The 21,520-nt window shown below is 63.2% G+C and carries 25 protein-coding genes and 1 pseudogene; 20 read left to right on the top strand and 6 right to left on the bottom strand.

From position 1 onward, the window contains the following. Positions 1-34: 34 nt before the first annotated feature. From DBR00_RS02990 to DBR00_RS02975, 5 genes and pseudogenes are all read left to right on the top strand, one after another. On the top strand, positions 35-520 hold the full coding sequence (locus DBR00_RS02990) for an acyl-CoA thioesterase (protein ID WP_108489187.1): 486 nt from the start codon (positions 35-37) through the stop codon (positions 518-520). A gap of 63 nt (positions 521-583) precedes the next feature. Beyond that, positions 584-1,459 carry a hypothetical protein gene (locus DBR00_RS02985; protein ID WP_108489188.1) on the top strand — a complete coding sequence of 292 codons (876 nt, stop codon included), beginning with the start codon at positions 584-586 and terminating at the stop codon, positions 1,457-1,459. After that, a pseudogene (locus DBR00_RS21375) lies at positions 1,371-1,565 on the top strand (PAS domain-containing protein); the annotation flags it as partial. The gene DBR00_RS02985 and the pseudogene DBR00_RS21375, both read left to right, overlap by 89 nt. Before the next feature lie 45 nt (positions 1,566-1,610). Further along, the gene (locus DBR00_RS02980) at positions 1,611-2,123 is read left to right on the top strand and encodes a GGDEF domain-containing protein (protein WP_108489189.1); all 513 of its coding nucleotides are present in this window, start codon (positions 1,611-1,613) and stop codon (positions 2,121-2,123) included. Between the two features lie 48 nt (positions 2,124-2,171). Further along, entirely contained in the window at positions 2,172-2,573 is a 402-nt protein-coding gene (locus DBR00_RS02975; protein ID WP_108489190.1) for a DUF3301 domain-containing protein, read from the top strand. Positions 2,574-2,579: 6 nt separating this feature from the next. Here DBR00_RS02975 and DBR00_RS02970 read toward each other — a convergent pair whose 3' ends face one another. Both DBR00_RS02970 and DBR00_RS02965 read right to left on the bottom strand, forming a co-directional pair. Continuing rightward, the gene (locus tag DBR00_RS02970) at positions 2,580-2,939 is read right to left on the bottom strand and encodes a hypothetical protein (RefSeq protein ID WP_108489191.1); all 360 of its coding nucleotides are present in this window, start codon (positions 2,937-2,939) and stop codon (positions 2,580-2,582) included. Between the two features lie 5 nt (positions 2,940-2,944). After that, positions 2,945-3,823, bottom strand: coding sequence for an alpha/beta fold hydrolase (locus DBR00_RS02965; protein WP_108489209.1), 879 nt, complete (start codon positions 3,821-3,823; stop codon positions 2,945-2,947). Positions 3,824-3,935: 112 nt separating this feature from the next. Between DBR00_RS02965 and DBR00_RS02960 the strand changes: the two genes are divergently transcribed. Continuing rightward, positions 3,936-4,295 (top strand): hypothetical protein, encoded by a 360-nt coding sequence (locus tag DBR00_RS02960; RefSeq protein WP_108489192.1) that lies wholly within the window; start codon positions 3,936-3,938, stop codon positions 4,293-4,295. Here the strand turns inward: DBR00_RS02960 and DBR00_RS02955 are convergent. Beyond that, the gene (locus tag DBR00_RS02955) at positions 4,215-5,252 is read right to left on the bottom strand and encodes a GTP-binding protein (RefSeq protein ID WP_108489193.1); all 1,038 of its coding nucleotides are present in this window, start codon (positions 5,250-5,252) and stop codon (positions 4,215-4,217) included. The two genes, DBR00_RS02960 and DBR00_RS02955, sit on opposite strands and share 81 nt — an antisense overlap. Before the next feature lie 165 nt (positions 5,253-5,417). On the opposite strand from DBR00_RS02955, the gene DBR00_RS02950 reads away from it, so the two are divergent. Continuing rightward, positions 5,418-5,771, top strand: a complete 354-nt coding sequence (locus tag DBR00_RS02950; protein ID WP_108489194.1) for an NADH:ubiquinone oxidoreductase — start codon at positions 5,418-5,420, stop codon at positions 5,769-5,771. Between the two features lie 229 nt (positions 5,772-6,000). Here DBR00_RS02950 and DBR00_RS02945 read toward each other — a convergent pair whose 3' ends face one another. The 3 genes from DBR00_RS02945 to dksA are packed head-to-tail and all read right to left on the bottom strand — an operon-like array spanning position 6,001 to position 8,291. Next, positions 6,001-6,645, bottom strand: coding sequence for a DUF1826 domain-containing protein (locus DBR00_RS02945; RefSeq protein ID WP_108489195.1), 645 nt, complete (start codon positions 6,643-6,645; stop codon positions 6,001-6,003). After that, entirely contained in the window at positions 6,645-7,853 is a 1,209-nt protein-coding gene (gene zigA / locus DBR00_RS02940; RefSeq protein ID WP_108489196.1) for a zinc metallochaperone GTPase ZigA, read from the bottom strand. Before zigA ends, DBR00_RS02945 begins: the two co-directional genes overlap by 1 nt. A gap of 15 nt (positions 7,854-7,868) precedes the next feature. Beyond that, positions 7,869-8,291: an RNA polymerase-binding protein DksA gene (dksA, locus tag DBR00_RS02935; RefSeq protein ID WP_371920613.1), complete on the bottom strand. Its 423-nt coding sequence runs from the start codon at positions 8,289-8,291 to the stop codon at positions 7,869-7,871. A gap of 76 nt (positions 8,292-8,367) precedes the next feature. Between dksA and folE2 the strand changes: the two genes are divergently transcribed. The 13 genes from folE2 (at position 8,368) to DBR00_RS02870 (ending at position 21,326) form a co-directional block, all read left to right on the top strand. Continuing rightward, complete coding sequence (gene folE2, locus DBR00_RS02930; RefSeq protein WP_108489197.1) at positions 8,368-9,264, top strand: GTP cyclohydrolase FolE2; 897 nt, start codon at positions 8,368-8,370, stop codon at positions 9,262-9,264. After that, positions 9,261-9,932 carry a metal ABC transporter ATP-binding protein gene (locus DBR00_RS02925; RefSeq protein WP_108489198.1) on the top strand — a complete coding sequence of 224 codons (672 nt, stop codon included), beginning with the start codon at positions 9,261-9,263 and terminating at the stop codon, positions 9,930-9,932. Before folE2 ends, DBR00_RS02925 begins: the two co-directional genes overlap by 4 nt. A gap of 41 nt (positions 9,933-9,973) precedes the next feature. Next, positions 9,974-10,795 (top strand): metal ABC transporter permease, encoded by an 822-nt coding sequence (locus tag DBR00_RS02920; RefSeq protein ID WP_108489211.1) that lies wholly within the window; start codon positions 9,974-9,976, stop codon positions 10,793-10,795. A 9-nt stretch (positions 10,796-10,804) separates the two neighbouring features. Further along, complete coding sequence (locus tag DBR00_RS02915) at positions 10,805-11,677, top strand: metal ABC transporter substrate-binding protein (protein WP_108489199.1); 873 nt, start codon at positions 10,805-10,807, stop codon at positions 11,675-11,677. Next, entirely contained in the window at positions 11,674-12,081 is a 408-nt protein-coding gene (gene hisI, locus DBR00_RS02910) for a phosphoribosyl-AMP cyclohydrolase (RefSeq protein WP_108489200.1), read from the top strand. Before DBR00_RS02915 ends, hisI begins: the two co-directional genes overlap by 4 nt. After that, entirely contained in the window at positions 12,078-12,323 is a 246-nt protein-coding gene (yidD, locus tag DBR00_RS02905) for a membrane protein insertion efficiency factor YidD (protein ID WP_108489201.1), read from the top strand. Before hisI ends, yidD begins: the two co-directional genes overlap by 4 nt. Next, entirely contained in the window at positions 12,316-13,656 is a 1,341-nt protein-coding gene (locus DBR00_RS02900; protein ID WP_108489202.1) for a dihydroorotase, read from the top strand. Before yidD ends, DBR00_RS02900 begins: the two co-directional genes overlap by 8 nt. A 245-nt stretch (positions 13,657-13,901) precedes the next feature. Beyond that, a complete protein-coding gene (gene thrS, locus DBR00_RS02895; RefSeq protein ID WP_108489203.1) occupies positions 13,902-15,824 on the top strand; it encodes a threonine--tRNA ligase in 1,923 nt (640 codons plus the stop codon). A 97-nt stretch (positions 15,825-15,921) separates the two neighbouring features. Continuing rightward, complete coding sequence (locus tag DBR00_RS02890) at positions 15,922-16,404, top strand: GNAT family N-acetyltransferase (RefSeq protein WP_108489204.1); 483 nt, start codon at positions 15,922-15,924, stop codon at positions 16,402-16,404. Between the two features lie 345 nt (positions 16,405-16,749). Then, on the top strand, positions 16,750-17,100 hold the full coding sequence (locus DBR00_RS02885) for a hypothetical protein (protein ID WP_146180665.1): 351 nt from the start codon (positions 16,750-16,752) through the stop codon (positions 17,098-17,100). Between the two features lie 62 nt (positions 17,101-17,162). Continuing rightward, positions 17,163-19,115, top strand: a complete 1,953-nt coding sequence (locus DBR00_RS02880; protein ID WP_158271542.1) for a TonB-dependent siderophore receptor — start codon at positions 17,163-17,165, stop codon at positions 19,113-19,115. 50 nt (positions 19,116-19,165) lie between these two features. Then, the gene (locus tag DBR00_RS02875) at positions 19,166-20,602 is read left to right on the top strand and encodes a 4Fe-4S binding protein (RefSeq protein WP_158271541.1); all 1,437 of its coding nucleotides are present in this window, start codon (positions 19,166-19,168) and stop codon (positions 20,600-20,602) included. A 487-nt stretch (positions 20,603-21,089) separates the two neighbouring features. Then, the gene (locus tag DBR00_RS02870; protein ID WP_108489208.1) at positions 21,090-21,326 is read left to right on the top strand and encodes a hypothetical protein; all 237 of its coding nucleotides are present in this window, start codon (positions 21,090-21,092) and stop codon (positions 21,324-21,326) included. Positions 21,327-21,520: the final 194 nt, after the last annotated feature.

Here is a 21,520-nt window from a genome sequence, read left to right as displayed (position 1 = left end):
AGGGTTGCACCATTACTTCGCACAGAGCCGCTTCATGGAACCTGGAACCGCACAACTGACGATGACTGTTCTGATGACTCCGGACATGGCCAACTTCTCCGGCAACGTGCATGGCGGCCCCCTGCTCAAATACCTTGATGAAGTCGCCTATGCCTGTGCCAGCCGTTTTGCCGGACGCTATGTGGTCACGTTGTCGGTGGATCAGGTGATCTTTCGCGAGCCCATTCATGTCGGTGAGCTGGTGACCTTTCTGGCTTCGGTCAATTACGCCGGGCGCACGTCAATGGAGGTCGGCATCAAAGTGATCACGGAAAATATTCGCGAACGTTCGGTGCGCCATACCAACAGCTGCTTTTTCACCATGGTGGCCGTCGATGAACAGGGCAAACCGGCCGTCGTACCCGCGCTCGAACCGACCACCAGCGACGCCCAACGCCGCCAGCGCCAGGCTCTGCAACGCCGGCAGATCCGCCAAGAACTGCAGCAGCGCTACCAGGCGCTGAACGAAGAAAAAAACTGAGCGAGCAAACATCCACCCACGCCCCGGCACAATCGCGCCCAGCGCATAACACCGAGTAAGGCCATGGAAAGCCTGTATTTTTCCCCCATGCTGCTGGGCCTGAACCTGATGCTGGCGAGCGCCATTGCCTGCAGCGGGCTCTGGTATTTCTCCCGACCCTACCGTGGTCCCGGTTTGTGGATGCTGGGCAGCTGGACCCTGATCATCGGCATCCTGCTGTTCATGGGTTTTATGGCCAGTGGCAGCAAACTGCTGAATATTCTCGGCAACGCCCTGCAACTGGCCGGCGAGGCGATCATCCTGCTCGGCGTGTTTCGCTTTCTCGGCCTGCCGCTGCCTTGGTGGACCGTCCCGGCCAGCGCCGGGTTGATGAGCCTGGTCCTGAGCTGGCACTGGTGGCGCAGCCCCATCAACTCGGAATACCTCATCGCGCTGTACGCCGCCATTGGCGGCCTGCTGCCCCTGCAAGCCTGCTGGGCGCTGTGGCGTGCGCCCAGCGAGGTGGAACTGCGCGGCGTCTGCCGGTTTGTCGCCATCGCCTTGCTGGGTTATGCCCTGGTCACCTTGGTGCGCGGCGTGATTGGCCTGCACGATGGCCTGCAAGGCATCGCCCACGACGATGTCACACGCTCGGTGAGCTACCTGCTGCCCTACAACTTCGGCATTCCCCTGTGGCTTGTGGCCCTGGTCGGCCTGGTGCTGCTGACCATGCGCCGCATCCTCGCCGACAGCCAGCACAACGCCCAGCAGGCGGCTGCCAACGTCGAGCGCTTCGAACGCCTGATGAGCGTGAGCAACGCCGGGGTGATGGTGCTCGACGGCGGACGCATCATCGACAGCAACCCCCAAGCTGGAACAGCTGTTTGCGCAAACCCGCGAACAGCTGCTCGGCCAACCGCTGTCCCGACTCTTCGACAGCAGCAGCCAACAGACGCTTAGCGAACTGCTGCAACAGGCCGATGGCCGCTCCCATGACCTGCTCGCACAACGCGCTGACGGCCAGCCATTCGCCGCCGAGCTGAGCATCGCGCGCCTGGCCGAAGCGCAGCAGCAGGTCGCCGAGATCCGCGATGTCAGTCAGCGCAAGGCCTTGGAAGAACAGCTGCGCCAACTCGCCACCACCGACCCGCTGACCAGCGCCCTGAACCGCCGCGCCTTCCAGCAACGTGCCGAACACGAGCTGAGCCGTAATCAACGCCAAGGCACCCCGCTGTGCTTGGCGATGCTCGACCTCGATCACTTCAAACGGGTCAACGACCAGTACGGCCATGCCGTCGGCGATCAGGTGCTGATGGCGTTCAGCGAACTGTGCCGGCAGCAGGCGCGCAGCACCGACCTGTTCGCCCGCTTCGGCGGTGAAGAATTCGTTATTCTCCTGCCCGACAGCGACCTCAACGCTGCGCAACAGCGCCTGGAACGGCTACGCAATGCCCTGCACACGCAGCCCCTCGCCACTGTCCAGGGCCCGCTGCACATCACCGTCAGCATCGGCCTGACCTGCGCCCGTCCCGGCGACAGCCTGCAACAGCTGCTGCAACGCGCGGACACCCAGCTGTACAACGCCAAAGCGCAGGGGCGAAACCGTATCTGCTTGGATGCGTAAGCGAACGGCAGGCTCTGTTAAGCTCAGCCTCCTGCCGCCGGAGCCGCCATGATCGACCTCTTCGATGTATTTCTGCTGATGCTGTTCGCCACCGCGTGCGCCTGGCTGTGGCATGCCCATGGTCTGCGTGAGCACGCACTGGGGTTGGTGAAACAACATTGCGCCAAATCCGACATCGAATTGCTGGATGAGAATGTCGCCCTGCGACGGCTCGCCCTGTTACCCGATGCACGCGGGCGCAAGCGCCTGGCGCGGGTGTATGGCTTCGAATTCACCGTCACCGGCGAGCAGCGGCATGTCGGCAGCATCACCCTGTTTGGCAAACAGCTGGGGCGTATCGAACTGGCGCCGCACCCTTTCCGTGAACCGCCGGCACCCTGCGCTCAGGTGATTGAGATGCAGCAGTGGCGCAGTCAGCGTCAGGATTCGGATAACAGCACGCCGCATTAAGGCCGACTAGTTAAAATCCCGATCAGCCAGAAAGGCCAAGATCTGCTGCCATTCGGCGCGGCAGCCGTGGGTCATCGGCCGGCACAACACGCGGCATTTCAACCGATGCCAACGCCCGCCCAACTGATTGCGCCGGCAACCCGCAAACAGCCATTGCGGCTCGAACCCCTCCCACACCCCGGCGACGGCCCAGTGGTTAAGCCAGACCTGCGGCGCCACCTCATACGCGTAGATCTGCTGCAATTCAGCCAGGCTCAAACCACTGGCGCGCATCCGCGTGGCGATAGATCGGAGCGCGGGCTGGTCCAGTTCAGTGTCCAGCCACAGCTCGGAGAGCGCCAGCCAGAGATCCTCGCGGCTGCTCATCGGGCTTAGTCGCGCTGCAACAGAAAGTGCGCCACCCGTGCGGCGCTGTCGGCCGGATGCGCCTGCATAAAGCAGTGCCCGCCTGGTACCACATGAGCGCTGACCTGGGCATTACTGGCACACCAGCGCGCCACCGACTTGGCGACAAAGGGGTAACTGCGCTGCCCATAAAGTACCTGGGTAGGCGTCGTCACCCTGGCCAGCGACGGCCATAGACGCTTGGGAAAAGAGCTGAAGATGTCTGCTTCGCGGCTCGGCCGGCAGCGCAGTTCGGCGCCCTTGTCGCTGTCTTTCAAGGCATGCTGGATATAGGCGGTAAATGCTTCTTCGCTCCAGCCCCGAAACATCCCATGCCCCTGCAGCGCGGCATGCGCAGCGGCACGGTCCGGCCAACTGCTGCGGCGCTTGAGCGCCTTGCTGGCCAGGGTGCTGCGCCGGCTTAATCCCACCACCTCGGACAACGCCATCACGCCGATCATTGCCGGGCTGAACAACACCGGATCGAGCAAAACCGCACGCTGGAATAACGCCGGATAACGCGCCAGGATCAAGCTCGTCAGTACCCCACCAAAACTGTGACCCAGCGCATAGGCCGGGGCATCGGCAAAGCACCCACGACCGGCGGTAAACGCTTCAACTGCCAACTCGGCGCTGCGGTTCCAGCCGTGGAAGCGCCCACCATGATCACTCTCACCATGTCCCTGCACATCGCACAGCCAGAGGTCAAAATCCTCGGCCAACAGCGCCAGCAGCGGTGTATAAACCCGCCCGCAATAGCCGTTGCCATGCAGAAAATGCAGCACGGGCTTGTCCGAAGGCGGCGTATGCCAGCCGCGCAGGGTAAAATCGGCGCTGCTGTCGTGGAACCAGGGTTGAAGGTGCATGGGCATGCCTTGCATGATCTTGTTGATGGGCGTTATCCGCATCGCCATAGGACTCGTCAGTCCTATCTGACTCCGGCATGCTGGCCGCAGAACTATCAGGGAGGACGTCAGGGTGTTTGTTTTACTGGAATCCAGCCACGCAGGCTTTATCGAGCACCTGCAAGCACAACTCAGCAGCGCCGGCATCGACTGCCATGTACTGGCTATGGGACGCGCCGCTGACAACGAACAGCACTTTGCTATTCGTCTGCCGCTTTACAGTCAGATGAGCAGGGCTCGGCACCTGCTGTACCGCGACAGGCTATTTGCCCTGCGCATCGACCCGGTATTCAAGCCCGAGTGGCAAGCACTGCGCGAAGCCCCCAAACAGCAGGTGCTGCAGTGGCTCACCTCACCCCTGGCTTTGCGTATCAGTGCCCTGGCCGTGCTGATTCTGCTGTTCGGCAGCCTGGCCGAAATGCTCTGGCGCTAATACACAGGCAGCCAGCCCAGCCTGCAAGGCGGGCACGTCCTGCGCGTCGCTGAAGATCAGCTCCAGCCGCGAGTCCTTGCGCCATTCGCTGGGTTGCCACTGCAGTGGCTGGCCGTTGAGGGCATTGGCGGACTGCCAGCCCTCGCGGCCGTGCAGCACCAGCTTGGCGCGCCGCCAGGGCAGGCTGTTCAGCCATTGCTGCACCTGCACCGGCGCAAAGTGCTGGCTGGGGTGCCAGCGCCAGCCAATGCTCCAGCCTTCGGCCTGTTGCTGAACCTGGCAGATTGGCTCACTCACGCTGCGCCACAGATGGGGTAACGGCGCAGCAGCGTTGGGCAGGCTCAGTACACTGTCGCCGTCAGTGGCCTGCGCGGCAAAACCAGGCAACTGTGCCAGCGGCAGCGCGCCCTGTTCTGTCCAATACAGCGGTCTTTCGCCCAGTTGCACCTGAATGCGCGCCTTGGTTGCTTCATCCAGCCCTTCGGCCTTGTTCAGCAGTAACAAACCGGCGCGACCAAGCGTCGCCTGCTGGCTATCGGGCAGCGCTTCACCCGCAGCAAGGGCCTGAGCATCCAGCACCAGTAACGGCTCCTGCACCGCCAACACACCCGCCCAGGGCGCAGCCTGCAGTTGTTGCAGCAATTGCAGCGGATGACCGAGGCCGGACGGTTCGATCAGCAGGCGATGCGGTTTGGCCTGACGCAGCAGGCGACTGAGGCCGACCTGAAACGGCACGCCGTTGACGCAACACAAACAGCCGCCCGCCACTTCACCCAAGGCGATGCCGTCGTCATCGGTGGTTAACAAGGCGGCGTCCAGACCGATCAGGCCAAACTCGTTGATCAGTACGGCCCAGCGTTCATCAGCCGGGCGCTGCGCCAGCAGATGACGGATCAGGCTGGTTTTACCGGCACCGAGCGGCCCGGCAATCACATGGGTGGGGATATTCTTCAGCATGGGCCTATGGTGCGGGTTTGCCTGCCAGGAGAGAACCCCGAGCATGGCGCAGACTGAATAAAAGCTGCGTGCTAGAGTTTGCAGCCCATTTTTGACATGCCATCAACCTGCTCCTGCAAGGTTCGCCTGTTTTTGGTCATTGTCCGTTTATCGAGGCTTTTAACGATGCGTGTCGCTCTACTGCTTGGCTTGTATCTGGTGTCCGGCCTGGCCTGGGGTGAAGCCTGCGTGGTGCACAGTCAGGCCGAGCGTCTGGATGTGAAGGTGTGCCAGCAGAACCGCAGCATCCCGCCCACCCTGTTCCGCACCGGTTTCTGCCAACCGCAGTTGCAGGGGCAGAAGGTCGAGGTGGAGTTTGTCGAGCAATGCCCCACCGGCGCCTTTGGCGTGTGCCGCAACGCCACTGTCGGCGGCACACCGTATAAGCAGGATGTGCACTATTACGGCATTGCCAGCGATACGGCTTACCTCAAGCCGTTCTGCGAGAAGCAGAGCAAAGGCGTGTGGATGGCCTACTAGACGGCTGTCAAACCCCGGTTAAGCCAAACCGTCGCGGCTAAAGCCCCCACGGCAAGCGAGACATGATGCGTGTCTCGACAGCCATGCCTGACAAGCACCGTCATCAAGGCGTAACCCGGCCTGTGTTCTAGTGGCTGTGGGTACCTCACCCCTCCTGCCGAATCACGCGCCGGCAGGTTTTTCTGGTGCTTCGGGCTGCTTTAACCGCAGCCTATTTTTTTGCCGATATTCAGGCCAGCCAATCCAGGGTCAGCAGTAAGCGCCGCTCACCGGCAGGCGGTTGCGGCGAGCGGTGAATCAACCCGCCACCCTCGTTGCCGATCCATTTCTCGCCCTTGGCCAACAGCACATGCCCGGTCTCAGCGCGCTGGATCAGGGCCGGATCGCTGGGCTCAGCGGCGGGTTCGCCCAAGCGGCGGCGCGCCATCACGCCTTCCTCCAGCCACTCGCTGCCGACCCCGGCGTAGCTGGTAATCAGCCGCACCGGCACGTGATCAACGTGAAAACGCGGGCACATGGCCTTGTCGAGAATACGCAGGCGCAGGCCGATGCGTTTGGCGTCGAACAGGCAGGCAAAGGCGCTGACCAGCCAGCTGACGTCCTGCAAAAAGGCCGCCTGCCCCGGCAGATCGCTGTAGGTATCGACCAGGCCGCTCAGGTTGGGCTCGCTCTCCGGGCTGGCCAACTCCAGCACGATGGATTGCCCCAACGGCTCGCCCTGAGCCAACAGGGCGTTGGCGAAATCGCTGATCTGCGCGGGCAACTGACGTTGCCAAAGCGCCAGGTTGATGTGATCACGCAGCACCTCGCCAAACACATCAATCTGCTCGCTGGCGATCTGCTGCACAGGTTGACGCAAAACCGGCGCAAGCATCAGGCGGCCTCCTCGTGCCAAGGGCCGAACGGGTCCGGCAGCGCCGACCAGGCGTCCACGCCCTGGGCCATTTCGGCGTCGCTCAGCAGGCAGGCATCCAGCTCGGCGGTCAGTTGCGCAAAGTTGATGTTCTGGCCGATGAACACCAGTTCCTGACGGCAATCGCCACTCTGCGCCTCCCAGTTTTTCATGATCGCCTGCAGCCCTTCGTCGTCGGTCGGCCACTGCGCCTTGGGCACAAACCGCCACCAGCGCCCGGCAAACCCATGGCGCATCAGACCACCGGCCTGCGACCAGCTGCCGGCTTCCTGGTACTTGCTGGCCAGCCAGAAAAAGCCCTTGCTGCGCAGCAGGCGACCATTGGTCCACTCGCGGTTGATGAAGGTGAAGAAGCGCTCCGGGTGGAACGGCCGCCGCGCGCGGTACGCCGTGGAGGCGATGCCGTATTCCTCGGTTTCCGGTATGTGCTCACCGCGCAGCTCTTTGAGCCAGCCCGGCGCTTGGGCCGCGCGCTCGAAATCAAAACGACCCGTGTTGAGGATTGTGTTAAGCGGCACTGCGCCCATGGCCATGGGGATGATCTCGGCGTGGGTGTTGAGCCCCTTGAGGATGGCCATCAGTTCTTCGCGCTCGTGACTGCTGATCAGGTCGATCTTGCTGATCAGCAGCACATCGGCGAATTCCACCTGCTCGATCAGCAGGTCGGTGATCGAGCGCTCGTCGTCCTCGCCGAGGGTTTCGCCCCGGCTGGCCAGGCTCTCGGCCTCGTGGAAATCGCGCAGGAAATTCACCCCGTCGACCACGGTGACCATGGTGTCCAGGCGGGCCAGATCGGCCAGGCTCTGGCCGTCTTCGCCGCGGAAGGTGAACGTCTCGGCCACCGGCAGCGGCTCGCTGATCCCGGTGGACTCGATCAACAAATAGTCGAAGCGGCCATCACGGGCCAGGCGGCCGACTTCTTCCAGCAGGTCTTCGCGCAGGGTGCAGCAGATGCAGCCGTTGCTCATTTCCACGAGCTTTTCTTCGGCACGGTTCAGGCTGACATCGCGCTGAACTTCGCTGCCATCGATATTGATTTCGCTCATATCGTTGACGATCACCGCCACTTTCAAACCCTGACGGTTTTTCAGGATGGCGTTGAGCAGGGTGCTTTTACCGGCACCAAGAAAGCCGGACAGCACGGTTACAGGTAGGCGTTCTGGGGTCATGGGTGTCGTCCTCATTCAGTCACGGTCACGCTGGTGTTTTTCGCGCTGTTCTTCGCGCTCTTTGGCTTCGATGCACAGGCTGGCGGTGGGGCGCAGCAACAGGCGTTTAAGGCCGATGGGCTCGCCGGTTTCCCGGCACCAGCCGTACTCGCCACGTGCCAGGCGGTCGAGGGCCTCGTCGATTTTGTCGAGCAGCTTTTTTTCGCGCTCCAGCAGGCGCAGTTGCCATTGCCGCTGCTCCTCGGCGCTGCCGATATCGGCCGGATCGCTGCTGGTTTCCCGCTCGCGTAACCCTTCAAATTCGTCGGCAATCCGTGCCTGCAACTCGCTGCGCTGCTGCAACAGCAATGCGCGGAAGAACCGCTGCTGCGCGTCGTTCATGTAGTCATCGGCCGGCTGGGCCAGCAGTTGTTCTTGGCTAATCAGGGTCGTGCTCATGATGCGAATTCACTGGTATGCAGTTTCAATTGTTATAACATAACATTTTCTACCCGCCGCCACCTCGGATTTTCAGATGAATGCACTCACCCTGCCGGACATCGCCAGCCAGGCCAGCCACCATGCACAGCGCCTGGACTGGGTGGGCATGGGCGACATTGCCCTGCCTGTGTTGCTGGCCGACCAGCGCATCAATGCCCGCGCCAACGCTGGCGTCAGCCTGGATGACGCCAGCGCCCGTGGCATTCATATGTCGCGGCTGTACCTGGCGCTGCATGCGTTGGAAGCGCAACCCCTGACCCCGGCCGTGCTGCAACAGTTGCTCAACAATTTTTTGCACAGCCACGAAGGCCTGTCGCAAGAAGCCAGCGTGACCCTCAACGGCGACGCCTTATTGAGTCGTCCGGCGCTGGTCAGCCCATTGTCCGGATGGAAGTCCTACCCCTTCGAAGTGCGTGCACGCCAGGATTCATGGGGGTTTCACGTGGAACTACAGGTGCAGGTGGCCTATTCCTCGACCTGCCCCTGCTCAGCCGCGCTGGCCCGCCAGTTGATTCAGCAGCAGTTCGCTCACGACTTCGCCAACCAGCCGCTCAGCCATGAACAAGTGCTGGCATGGCTCGGTTCGCCTCACGGCATCGTCGCCACGCCACACAGCCAGCGCAGCTACGCCACCTTGCAGGTGCGCTTGCACGCCGACAGTACAGCGTTGCCGCTCGTTGAGCTGATCGACGCCGCCGAACAGGCCCTCGGCACCGCCGTACAGACGGCGGTAAAGCGCGCCGATGAGCAGGCCTTTGCCCTGGCCAACGGACAAAACCTGATGTTCTGCGAAGACGCTGCCCGCCGCCTGCACAGCGCCCTGCGCGAACAACCGGCCTTCAGCGCCTTTCACTTGTGCGTGGTACACGCGGAAAGCCTGCACGCCCACGATGCGGTTGCCGTCTGCAGCTGGAACTGGAGCCCGGCATGATCCACTGCCACAACCTGCAATGGGGCCCTGCCGGCCAGCCGCTGACCCCGCCGCTTAATCTGCACCTGGCCCGTGCCAGCCTGACCGGGGTGATCGGCAGCAATGGCTGTGGCAAAAGCAGCCTGCTCAAGGTCATCGCCGGCATCGTTCAGCCCTTGCGCGGTCAGGTCGAACTGGCCGTGCCGCGCCTGGGTGGCGTGGCCTATCTGATGCAGCAGCAGGCACTAGACCGGCAATTCCCGATCACCCTGCAGGAGCTGGTCAGCGCTGGGTTGTGGCGCAGCCGCCTGAGCCGTCCGCACCGTCAGGCGCGGTTGGAGCAAGCTTTGGCCGACTGGGGCCTGAGCGAGCTGCACCAACACAGCCTGCACGCATTGTCCGGCGGTGAATTGCAGCGCGCCCTGCTCGCCCGCCTGAGCCTGACCGAGGCGCAGGTGCTGTTGCTCGACGAGCCAGAAGCCGCGCTGGATGAACACGGCCTGGCCCTGCTCTGGCAGCACATCGCCCGCTGGCAGGCAGAGGGCCGCACACAAATGGTCGTAAGCCATTCCCTGAGCCATATGAGCCAACACTTGGACAACGCCCTGCTGGTGTCGCGCAGCGGCTGCATCTTCGCGCCGATTCGCGAGCTGATGGGCCAACGCTCGCCACTGGAGCATGTGGCGTGAGTCTGGAACTGCTGTGGACGCCCTTTATCGAATTCGCCTTTATGCGCCGCGCGTTGCTGGGCGGCGTGGCGCTGGCGATCAGTGCCGCGCCACTGGGGGTGTTTCTGGTGTTGCGGCGCTTGAGCCTGATGGGCGATGCGATTGCCCACGGCATCTTGCCCGGCGCGGCGCTGGGCTTCTGGCTGTTCGGCCTGAGCCTGCCGGCCTTGACGCTTGGCGGGCTGGTCGCCGGCCTTGGCATGGCCGGAATCGCCGCTTGGGTGACGCGGCGTACCGGCCTGCGTGAAGACGCCAGCCTGGCCGCCATTTACCCGATTTCGCTGGCCAGCGGCGTGTTGCTGCTGGGCCTGGCCGGGAACAAGCTCGACCTGCTGCACCTGCTGTTCGGCTCGGTGCTGGCCGTGGATCCGCCCACCCTGAACGGCATGCTACTGGTGTCCATCGGCAGCTTGTTGCTGCTCGCCCTGATATACCGTTGGCTGCTGATGGACAGCCTCGACCCGCTGTTTCTCGGCGGCGTCAGCCGCTTCGGGCCGCTGGCTTACGGGCTGTTTCTGGGCTTGGTGGTGCTCAATTTAATGGTCGGTTTTCAGGCCATCGGCGCGCTGATGGTCGTCGGTTTGATGATGTTACCGGCTGCCGCCGCACGTTTCTGGAGCCGCCGCCTGCCGCGCATGTTGCTGCTCGCCGCACTAACCGGCGCAATCTGCGTCTGGCTCGGCCTGCTGCTCTCCTACTACGCCAACCTGCCCAGCGGCCCGTGCATCGTCCTACTCGCCGGGCTGGCTTACATCGGCTCCGTCGTATTTGGCCCGCTAAATGGCCTGCTGCGCCGCCAACCCCGCTTATCGCCCGCTTATTGAGGAATCCCTATGCGCATCCTGATTGCCCTGCTGACCTTAAGTGCTGCCCTGTTCACGCACGCGGAAGAGAAGCTCAAGGTTGTCACCAGCTTCAGCATTTTGGCCGACATTACCCAGCAAATTGCCGGAGATAAGCTCGAAGTTCGCAATCTGGTGGGTGCGGATGCTGACGCGCATGTCTACCAACCCAGCGCTGAGGATGCCAAGGCCGTATTCGCCGCCGACCTGATCATCGCCAACGGCCTGGGCTTTGAACCCTGGCTGGCGCGCTTGATCGACAGCAGCGAAGCACCCGGCACACGCCTAGATGCCAGCAGCGGCGTGCTGCCATTGATGCTTGATGAAGACGGCCAGCAGGTCGCCGATCCGCACGCCTGGCAGAACCTCGCCAATGCCGAAATCTACGTGCAGAACATCGCCAACGCGCTGATCCAGGCCGACCCGGGCAACGCCGCGCATTACAGCGCCGGGCGTGATGCCTACCTGGCACAAATCCGCAGCCTGCTGGCCGAGGCCAAAACCGGCCTGGGCCAACTGCCGCCCGCGCAGCGCACGATCATCACCAGCCATGACGCCTTCGCCTACCTGGGTCAGGCCTACGGCCTGAGATTTGTCGCACCGCAGGGCTTGAGCACGGCTGATGAACCGTCCGCTGCCGACGTGGCTGCGCTGATCCGGCAGATTCGCGCTGACGGGGTAAAAGCCGTGTTTGTCGAAAACATCCGCGACCCGCGCCTGATCGAGCAAATCGCCAGCGAGGCCGGGGCCAAAGTCGGCGGAACGCTGTACTCCGACGCCCTGGCCAGCGAGGGGCCAGCCAGCACCTACCTGGGTATGTTCAAGTACAACCTCGACACCCTGCTGGCCGCGCTCAAGCCATGAGCCTGTGGCTTGAACTGGAACAGGCCGGGCTGGGCGACAACCGCCCGCTGGCCGCCGTGCTGGAGGCCATCCCCTGGAATGCTGACGGACTGATCGCCGCCATCGCCCAGCAACACGACAGCGGCGAGGTGCTGATGCTGGCCTGGATGAACCGCGCCGCGCTGGAAGAAACCCTCGCCAGCGGCCAGGTCTGTTACTGGTCGCGCTCGCGCCAGCAACTGTGGCGCAAGGGCGAGACCAGCGGCCACCGGCAACGGCTGGTCGAGGCGCGGCTGGACTGTGACGGCGACGCCGTGCTGCTGCTCGTTGAGCAACAGGGCCCGGCCTGCCACACCGGCCGACCCAACTGCTTTTACAACGCCATCCGCGACAAACGGGTGAGCGTGATCAGCGTGCCGCAATGAAACGCCTGCTGCTGGGTCTGGTGCGGTTGTATCAATACCTGATCAGCCCGTTGCTCGGGCCGCGCTGTCGCTTCCACCCCAGTTGCTCGCACTACGCCGTCGAAGCGCTGGAACGCCACGGCGCGTTGCGCGGCAGTTGGCTGGCCCTGCGCCGCTTGTTGCGCTGTCACCCCTGGCATCCGGGCGGCTACGACCCGGTGCCGCCCACTCATCCCTGTCACGAGGAGCATCGCCATGAATGACCTGCTGATCCGCAACGCACGCCTGATCAGCGAAGGCCGCGAATACGAGGCCGACCTGCTGGTGCGCCACGGCCGCATCGAAACCATCGCCAGCAGCCTGACCGGCGTGAATGCCAAGGTTGAGATCGACGCCGCCGGGCAATTTCTGCTGCCGGGGATGATCGACGATCAGGTGCACTTTCGTGACCCCGGTGCACCGCACAAGGGCAGCTTCGCCACGGAATCACGGGCGGCGGTGGCCGGCGGCATCACCAGCGTCATGGACATGCCCAACACCAACCCGCCAACCCTTAACCTGGAGGCGTTGGAAGCCAAAGAGCGGCGCGCCGCCAACTGCTCGAAAACCAACTTCGGCTTCCACTTTGGCGTCAGCCACGAGAACCTCGACATCGTCGCCGCGCTCGACCCCAATCGCGTGGCAGCGGTGAAGGTCTTTATGGGGGCCAGCACCGGCAACATGCTGGTGGATGACCTGCACTCGCTGGAACGGCTGTTCCGCGATTGCCCGACCATCATCCTCACCCACTGCGAACACACGCCGCGCATCCGCGAACGCGAACAGCAGTGGCAGGCGCAGTACGGCGAGCAGATTCCCGCCGAGCAGCATCCGCTGATCCGCGATGCCGAGGCCTGCTACCAATCCTCCAGCCTCGCCGTCAGCCTGGCGCAGCGCTTTGATACCCAGTTGCACGTGCTGCACATCACCACGGCCCGCGAACTGAGCCTGTTCCAACCCGGCCCGCTGGCCGGCAAGCAGATCACCGCCGAGGTCTGCGCGCACCACCTGTACTTCGATGACCGCGACTACGCGGCGCTCGGCCACCTGATCAAATGCAACCCGGCGATCAAAACCCAAGCCGACCGCGATGCCCTGCGTCAGGCCCTGCTGTGCGGCCGGTTGGACATCATCGGCACCGACCACGCCCCGCACACCCTGGAAGAAAAGCAGCGGCCCTACCTGCAAGCCCCGTCCGGCCTGCCACTGGTGCAACACGCCCTGCCCTCGCTGCTGGAACTGGTGGCCGACGGCCTGCTGCCCCTGACCACCTTGGTCGAGAAAACCAGCCATGCCGTGGCGCAGCGTTTTGCCATCGAGCAGCGCGGCTACCTGCGCGAAGGCTACTGGGCCGACCTAACGCTAATCGAATGCCTGCGCGAACCGCGTCCGGTCGAAGCCGACCCGGTGCTCGCCCACTGCGGCTGGACACCCTTCCAGGGCCGCGCCTTCCGCCATGCCGTGCGCACCACCATCGTTTCCGGACAACTGGCCTGGCACAACGGTCAGGTGCAGGACGACTGCGAGGGCTTGCCGCTGCGCTACCAGCGCGGCTGATAAACGACCGAATAAGACCGCTTTGTAGGGTGGGTCGGGCCGCGCAGGTTAGCGGCGCCAAGCTACAAACGATCAGACACCGCCATCGTGGCGCGCCGCGTAACCCACCAAGCGATCTCCCTGCGTTGCACCAATGGTGGGTTACGCGGCGCACGGACTACGTGGTGGCCTCCATGGCTGCGCCTTTGCGCCGCTAACCCACCCTACAGATTTCACCTTTAACCAAACCTGATTAGAGAACCGATATGCCCAGCATCACCCTGCCCGATGGCAGCCAGCGTCACTATGCCCACCCCCTGAGCGTGGCCGACGTCGCCGCCGACATCGGCCCCGGTCTGGCCAAGGCCGCCCTGGCTGGCCGCCTCGATGGCCAACTGGTGGACACCAGCGCGCTGATCGACCACGACGCCCAGCTCAGCCTGATCACCGCTCGCGACAGCGAAGGTCTGGAGCTGCTGCGCCACTCCTGCGCGCACCTGCTGGCCATGGCAGTGAAGCAGCTGTACCCCAGCGCTCAGGTGACCATCGGCCCGGTGATCGAAGACGGCTTTTTCTACGACTTTGCCTTCGAGCGGCCCTTTACCCCGGACGATCTCGAGCGCATCGAAGCGCGCATGACCGAGCTGGCCGCCGCCGATCTACCGGTCAGCCGCCGTGAGCTGCCGCGTGATGACGCCATCGCCCATTTCGAGGCGCAGGGCGAGCACTACAAGGCCGAGCTGATCCGCGACATTCCCGCAGGCGAGGTGCTGTCGCTCTACCGCCAGGGCGACTTCGAGGACCTTTGCCGTGGCCCGCACATCCCGCGCACCGGGCTGCTGCACGCCTTCAAACTGACCAAAGTGGCCGGCGCTTACTGGCGCGGCGATGCGAAGAACGCCGCGTTGCAACGCATCTACGGCACCTGCTGGGCCACGCCGAAAGAACTCAAGGCCTACCTCACCCGTCTGGAGGAAGCCGGCAAGCGCGACCACCGCAAGCTCGGCGCCCAGCTCGACCTGTTCCACTTCGACGACTGCGCCCCCGGCTCGGTGTTCTGGCACCCTAAGGGCTGGACGCTGTTCCAGCAGCTGATCGGCTACATGCGCCAGCAGCAGGACGCCGCCGGCTATGTCGAGGTCAACACCCCCGACGTGATGGACCGCAGCCTGTGGGAAACCTCCGGGCACTGGTTCAACTACCGCGAGGCCATGTTCACCACCAGCACCGAAGACGAGCGCGTGTTCGCCCTCAAGCCGATGAACTGCCCCGGCGCCGTGGCGCTCTACGCCCGCGGCCTGAAGAGCTACCGCGACCTGCCGCTGCGCATGGCCGAGTTCGGCAAGGTGCACCGCTACGAGCCCTCCGGCGCGCTGCACGGCCTGCTGCGCGTGCGCCACTTCACCCAGGACGACGCGCACATCTTCTGCGCCGCCGCGCAGATGGAACAGGAATGCGCCGACACCATCGCCCTGGTGTTCGCCATCTACCGTGACTTCGGTTTCAACGAAGTGGCGGTGAAACTCTCCACCCGCCCGGCCAACCGCATCGGCAGCGACCAAACCTGGGATCAACTGGAAGGCGCACTGTCCGGCGCGCTGCAACGGATGAATATCGACTACCAGCTCAACCCCGGCGAAGGCGCGTTCTACGGGCCGAAACTGGAGTTTGTGCTGCGCGATGCGATCGGCCGCGACTGGCAGTGCGGCACCCTGCAGGTGGACCTCAACCTGCCGGAGCGCTTCGACATCAGCTACGTCAACGAACAGGGCGAACGCGAACGCCCGGTGATGCTGCACCGCGCCCTGTTCGGCTCGCTGGAACGCTTCACCGGCATTCTCATCGAGCACTACAGCGGCCTGTTCCCGCTGTGGCTGGCGCCGCAGCAGGCGGCCGTGCTGACCATTTCCGAAGGGCAGAACGACTACGCCCGCCAGGTACTCGCTGCCCTCAAGCGCGCCGGGCTGCGCGCCAGCGTGGATCTGCGTAACGAGAAAATCGGCTACAAAATCCGCGAAGCCACCCTGCAGAAAGTGCCCTACCTACTGGTCATCGGCGAACAGGAAAAAGCCGAAGGCCGCGTCACCCTGCGCAGCCGCGCCGGCGGTAACCTTGGCAGTCTGCCGTTGGCTGAGCTGGTCGAGCGCTTGCGCACCGAGGCGCGCATGCCCGCTCAGCACGCTGACTGATTCACCCAACGGAAAGGGCCCGGACGATGCATCGAGCCCTTGAGCCGCATGCCGCTGCGACGGACAATCGCTGCACATCCTCCGCACGACACTCCCCATGCAACCGTCCCTGCGCCTGCGCACCTATCACGCCGATGACCTGACAGCATTGGTCGCGTTGTTTCAGGCATCGGTCAACCAGTTGACCACCCAGCACTACAACGCCGCGCAGCGTCAGGCCTGGGCGCCCGAGGTTGCGGACCTGTCGGCCTGGCAAACACGTTTCGCTTCACTTGAGCTGCTGATTGCCGACGATGGCCAGGCAATCGCTGGTTTTATCGGCTTTAGCCTGGATGGGCATATCGACCTGCTGTACTGCGCGCCCAGTCATGCCCGTCAGGGTGTTGCCAGCGCCCTGTATGCCACTGCCGAGCAACGCTTGCGCGCGGCGGGTGTGCAAGAGCTGTTTACCGAGGCCAGCCTGGTGGCCCAAGCGTTTTTTGCCCGCCAGGGCTTTTCTGTGCAGCAGGCACAGACGGTGGCGCGCGGCACTGTTATGTTGCCGCGATGGCTGATGGGCAAAACGCTGGAGCAGCGATGAACACCCTGACGATTATCGTGCTGACCGCCGTTGTGCTAACGGCCTGCGCCTTCGCAGTGTGGCGCTGACACACCCAGCGCAAAACTGGGAAAACCGATGCCGACTATATCGCCAGCTGCCAGCGCTTTTCCGAACACTGGATCAGCCTGCCGGTGGTGGTCTTCTCTGAGCGCATCCAGCAGGAGTGGCATAACCTAGAACTGTTTAAGCAGCTGCTGCGCGGCCTGCCGGCACGCAATCCTGACCTATGCTAAGTCGGACGGCAGCCCGCTGCGGCGATGTGTCACCCAAGGCGGCCGGTAAAACAACTAGAATGCTCCCCGCCCACCTACAGGTAATCCATTGATGCGGCTTACGCGCTCCACAACAGACTGGTTGCTGGCCATTGCCCTCGCGGGCATGTTGCTGCGCGCCACGCTGTTGGTATGGAGCGCACCGCTGATCATGACCACTGACTTCATGCTGCTGTGCACCTCGCAGGGTACTCAGTTGGTTGCCATTGACGATCAAGAACCGCCTGCACACAGCCCTTGCGCGCAGTGCTCAACCCAGGCCAGCAGCCTGCCGGTGCTGGTCTACCTGCCGCCTGCACCTGCGCGTATGGCAACGCCCGTGTTGCTCGAAGCACAAGTGCTGCGCTGGTATCCGCCCTTCCTGCTGGCCCCCCCCAACCGCGCCCCTCCGCTCTACGCCTGATACCCATGCTCATCACCCGGCACTCGTTTGCCGGGTACTTTCATGCATTCAGGATTATCTCTATGTACCGTATTTCGACCCTGGCGTTGGCGGTAGTCGCTTGCGCCGGTGCATCCGCACTTCACGCACAATCGCTGCAACTGCAAGACATGGTGGTCACCGCCACCGGCACTCCGCAACCGATCAAAGATGTACAGGCCTCTGTGCAGGTGATTGATCGCCATGAACTCAACCAGCACTCCGCACACAGCGTGACCGAAGTGCTGAAGTCGGCGACCGGTGTGCAAGCCAACAACGCCGGCGCCACAGGTGCGCTGTCCATCCGCGGCTTCAACAGCAACCAAAGCCTGATCCTGATCAACGGGCAGCGCCGCACCAACAACTACAGCAGCAACAACCCCAACCAGATCAGCACCTTTGATATCGAGCGCATCGAGATCGTGCGCGGCCCGATGTCGTCCCTCTATGGCTCGGATGCCTTGGGCGGGGTGATCAATATCATCACCCGGCAACCGGGCGAAGACCCTGGCGTCAGCGCCCAAGTGACCACTGGTGCGGCACGCGAAGGCCGCGAAACCCTGCAAAGCGGCATCAATGCCCGATTCGGCGATGGCACCTTAGGGCACTCGCTGACCCTTGAGCAGGAACACCGCAACGCCCTGCGTCACGAAGACTCCACCGAGGATGACAGCGGCCGATTGATCAACCTGTCCGCGGCCTACCGCGGTCGCTGGACACCCGATGACGTGCAGTCGCTGGGCTGGGCGGTGGAGATTTTTGATCGCGACAATGACCGCGCCGCCCAAGCCTTGATTCGTCGCCCCGGTGGTGGCCCGCCGGTGTTCGATACGCTGGACTACAGCAACTTCGAAGACGAACGCCGAACGTTTTACGGCCTGGACTACCAACGCCTGATCGGCCCCGGCGAACTAAAACTGCGCAGCAGTGCCGGGCGCAGCAGCGGTGCTACCAACCGCAGCTTCCCGGAAACCCTGCGTGAAACCACGCGGTACAAGCAGTACCAAAGCGATGCGCTGTACAGCCTGCCGGTACTGGACACGCACAAGGTGACCCTGGGTGGCGGCTACAACCGTGATGAACTGGATGTGACCATCAACGCCCAGAGCGCCGCTCGCGATAACGCGTTTGCCCTGTTACAGGATGAGTGGCAGATCAACGATCAGTGGACATTGGTCGCCGGGGCGCGTTACGACCACTTTGACGATTTCGACAGCGCCCTGACACCCAAGGTCAGCCTGGGCTGGCGTGACGGCGACTGGCGGGCCCGCCTGGGCTATGGCGAGGGCTTTCGCGCGCCCAGCCTGCTGGAGCAATACGCCAGCTTTACCCGAGGCGGCGGCACCAGTGTGATCAACGGCAACCCCAACCTGCAACCTGAGCAATCGCAGTCCTGGGAACTGGCCGTGGGTCGCACACTCGGCGCGCTGGATCTGGAGGCAGTACTCCATCAGAGCGATATCGATGATTTGATCATGTCGCGCGTGATGCGCAGTCAGCCCATTGGCGGCGGTCGTTTCCGCAACTTCTCCGAGTATATGAACGTCGACAAGGCGCGTATCCGAGGCCTGGAGCTCAATGCCGACTGGCAGGCCAGCGAAAACCTGCGCCTGCGCGCCGGCTACGAATGGCTGGATGCCATGGATGCCAACACCGACCAGCGCCTGGAAGGTCGCGCACGCCGCACCTATCGGTTGGAAAGCACCTACACACTGGACGACTGGAGCCTCACCGCACGGGCACGGCATGTCGGCGACTACCTGTCACGCGAGAGCGGCTGCCGGGTGAGCTGCGAAGCCTACGACACCCGCCAGACGCTGGTGGACCTGAATATCAGCCATGCGCTGACCGAACAGTTGGAACTGTTTGCCGGTGTCGACAACCTGTTCGACCAACGTGACCCGGATAACTACGTCAATAACAACGCCGGAACCGGCGGTGGTCGTAATGACCCCGACACACGCTATTTCTATGTCGGCAGCCGTATCGACTTCTAAGCCAGCAACACCTGCCGGTCAGCCGTGGCCGGCAGGTGAGGAGCCTGATGATGAACGAACAAATCATTGCCCGTTCCGGCCAGCCCAACGCGCGCCGTAACAGCCTTAACCTCACGCAATTACCCCTTATCGGGCGCATGCTCCGGCACCCCTGGTTGATGGGCAGCCTGCAGGTTGTCAGTGTCAGCATTCTGGTGCTGGCCATCGGCCTGGGCATTTTCAGTGAAGACCGCAAAGACGGCCTGACGGTCCTGCTGTTCTGGGGGATCTTCTGGCCCCTGCTGACCTGTGTACTCACCCCGACAGTGGGGCCCGCGTTTTGTGCAATTTGTCCGCACGGCGCAATGGGCAAGTGGCTGCAGCGTTTTGGCTTGAAGAAGCGCTTCCCCAAGGCCCTGCGCGGCGCCTGGATCAGCTTCAGCCTGATCTTTTTCGGCTACTGGGTTATTGCCTTTGCCGCACCTGGCTTACTCAGCGCCTCGACGCAAGCCACGGCCTGGTACTTCCTGCTGTTTACCCTGTTTGCCGCCGGCTGTTTTTTCTTTTTTGCCGATATGGCGTACTGCAAGCACATCTGCCCGCTGGGCCGGGTGCTGGCCAGTCACGGCAAGGCCGGGGGGCTGAGCATCCGCACTGAACAGAGCGACTGCAGCCGTTGCACCACCTTCGAATGCGCCACGGCCTGCCACTACCACCTCTCGCCGTTCCGCTTCGAGGAACGCAACAACATGGACAACTGCACCCTGTGCCTCGATTGCGTGCAGGCCTGTGACAGCGCCGAACTGCACTGGATGCGGCCCGGCAAAAGTCTGGGCCAGCCGATCAAACGGGCTGATCCGCATGACTACTGGGTGATCATCCTGATTCTGGCGATAGCCGGTGTCGGCATCCAGTTTCTGCATGGCCTGCAACACACCGGCTTGCGCGACAGCCTGCCCTGGAATATCGCGGGTGCCTGGCTGCACCAGACCTTGCAGATCAGCACCGAAACCTGGCGGCTGTCCGGCTTGCTGGCCCTGCTGCTGGCAATAGCCATTACCGTACCGCTGGCCGCACTGGGCTACCGCAGTGCCGCCAAACGGGTGCAGCAATCGCCACGCGCCTTGGCGCTGGACCTGGCCTATGCGCTAGCGCCTATGGCCATACTCGGGCTGATCCCCCATGCGGTCACCATGTTTGCCAGCAAATACGGCCCAGGTCTGGTCAATGAAAGTGCGGCACTGCTGGGGCTGGCCTGGCACGTTGGGCCGTTTGCCGAACGCGGTGATACTTGGCTTAAGGTTGTCGGTTTACTGCCTTGGCTGGGCATTCTCTGGAGCCTGCAACTGAGCTGGCAACGGACGGCGTTTTGGACCACAGGCAGCAGCGGCACCCAACGCTTGGCGGTCTGGGCCCTGGCCTGCATGCCCATCTGGCTCTACAGCAGTGTCATGCTGGGCAAAATTGCGGCCTTCATTCTGCTGCCCATGCCACATATGCATCACTAAACCGATACACCCTCAGTGCGATGACGCACGCTCTGGCCTGCGACATGGCTTCACGCCACGGCCAGAGCGTCTTTAATCGCTCAGCAACAGCCACTCGCACCTGCTAAGTTACCCACGCACCTTTGGGGCAACTGTTCGACGCGCGTTAGCCGCAGAGGGCACGCGCTGCTGACAGGCCACCCGGACGGCAACACCCGCCTCTGGCCAATCTACGATGGCCAGTGGTGGCGCCAGAGCTTCTGCGGCAACTGGGGCACGGCCTTGATGGCCGTCGCCTTCGCCCAAGCACCTGGGCGCTACTGCAGCGTGCTGCCCGATGGCCGCCTGTTGCAGCGGCAACGCCGCACACAGCCCTAACCAGCTCTTGAACACAAAAGGACCCAAGCCTCTTAGTTGACCGAAGCTTTTCTGTGCAACAGGCACAGACGCTGACGCGCGGCGCTGTTATGTTGCCGCGCATGCTGATGGGCAAAATTCTGGAGCCGCGATGAACACCCTGACGATTATCGTGCTGACCGCCGTGGTGCTGGCCGCCTGCGCCCTCGCAGTGTGGAGCTGGCACAACCAGCGCAAACTGGAAAAGATCGATGCCCGCATCAGCCGGCAGAGCGAACTGATTGATCAACTCGACAGCCTGCTGGATAACCCGCCCCTCAGCGAAGCCGAGCAAAAAGCCAAAGGCGAAGCCTTATTGGCCAAGTTGCAGGAAACCCGCAAGCCTTAGCCTTGCTGGGATCATGATGTGTGGGAGGGGCTTTAGCCGCGACTTCTGTTAAGCGCGGCTACGACTGCATGGATGCAGGAGGTAGCGCCGCGCCGGCTCCCAGCCGGCTTGCGGCATTCACCACCCCCCTGTGGGATGCCCGAGCCAAAAGCCCCTCCTACACAAGCGCTTTACCAACCACCGCCGCCTCCACC

It is taken from the genome of Pseudomonas sp. HMWF032 (assembly GCF_003060885.1).
Lineage (GTDB): Bacteria > Pseudomonadota > Gammaproteobacteria > Pseudomonadales > Pseudomonadaceae > Aquipseudomonas.
Note: the sequence above shows the minus strand (reverse complement) of the source record. Positions and strands in the feature narration are given on the sequence as shown.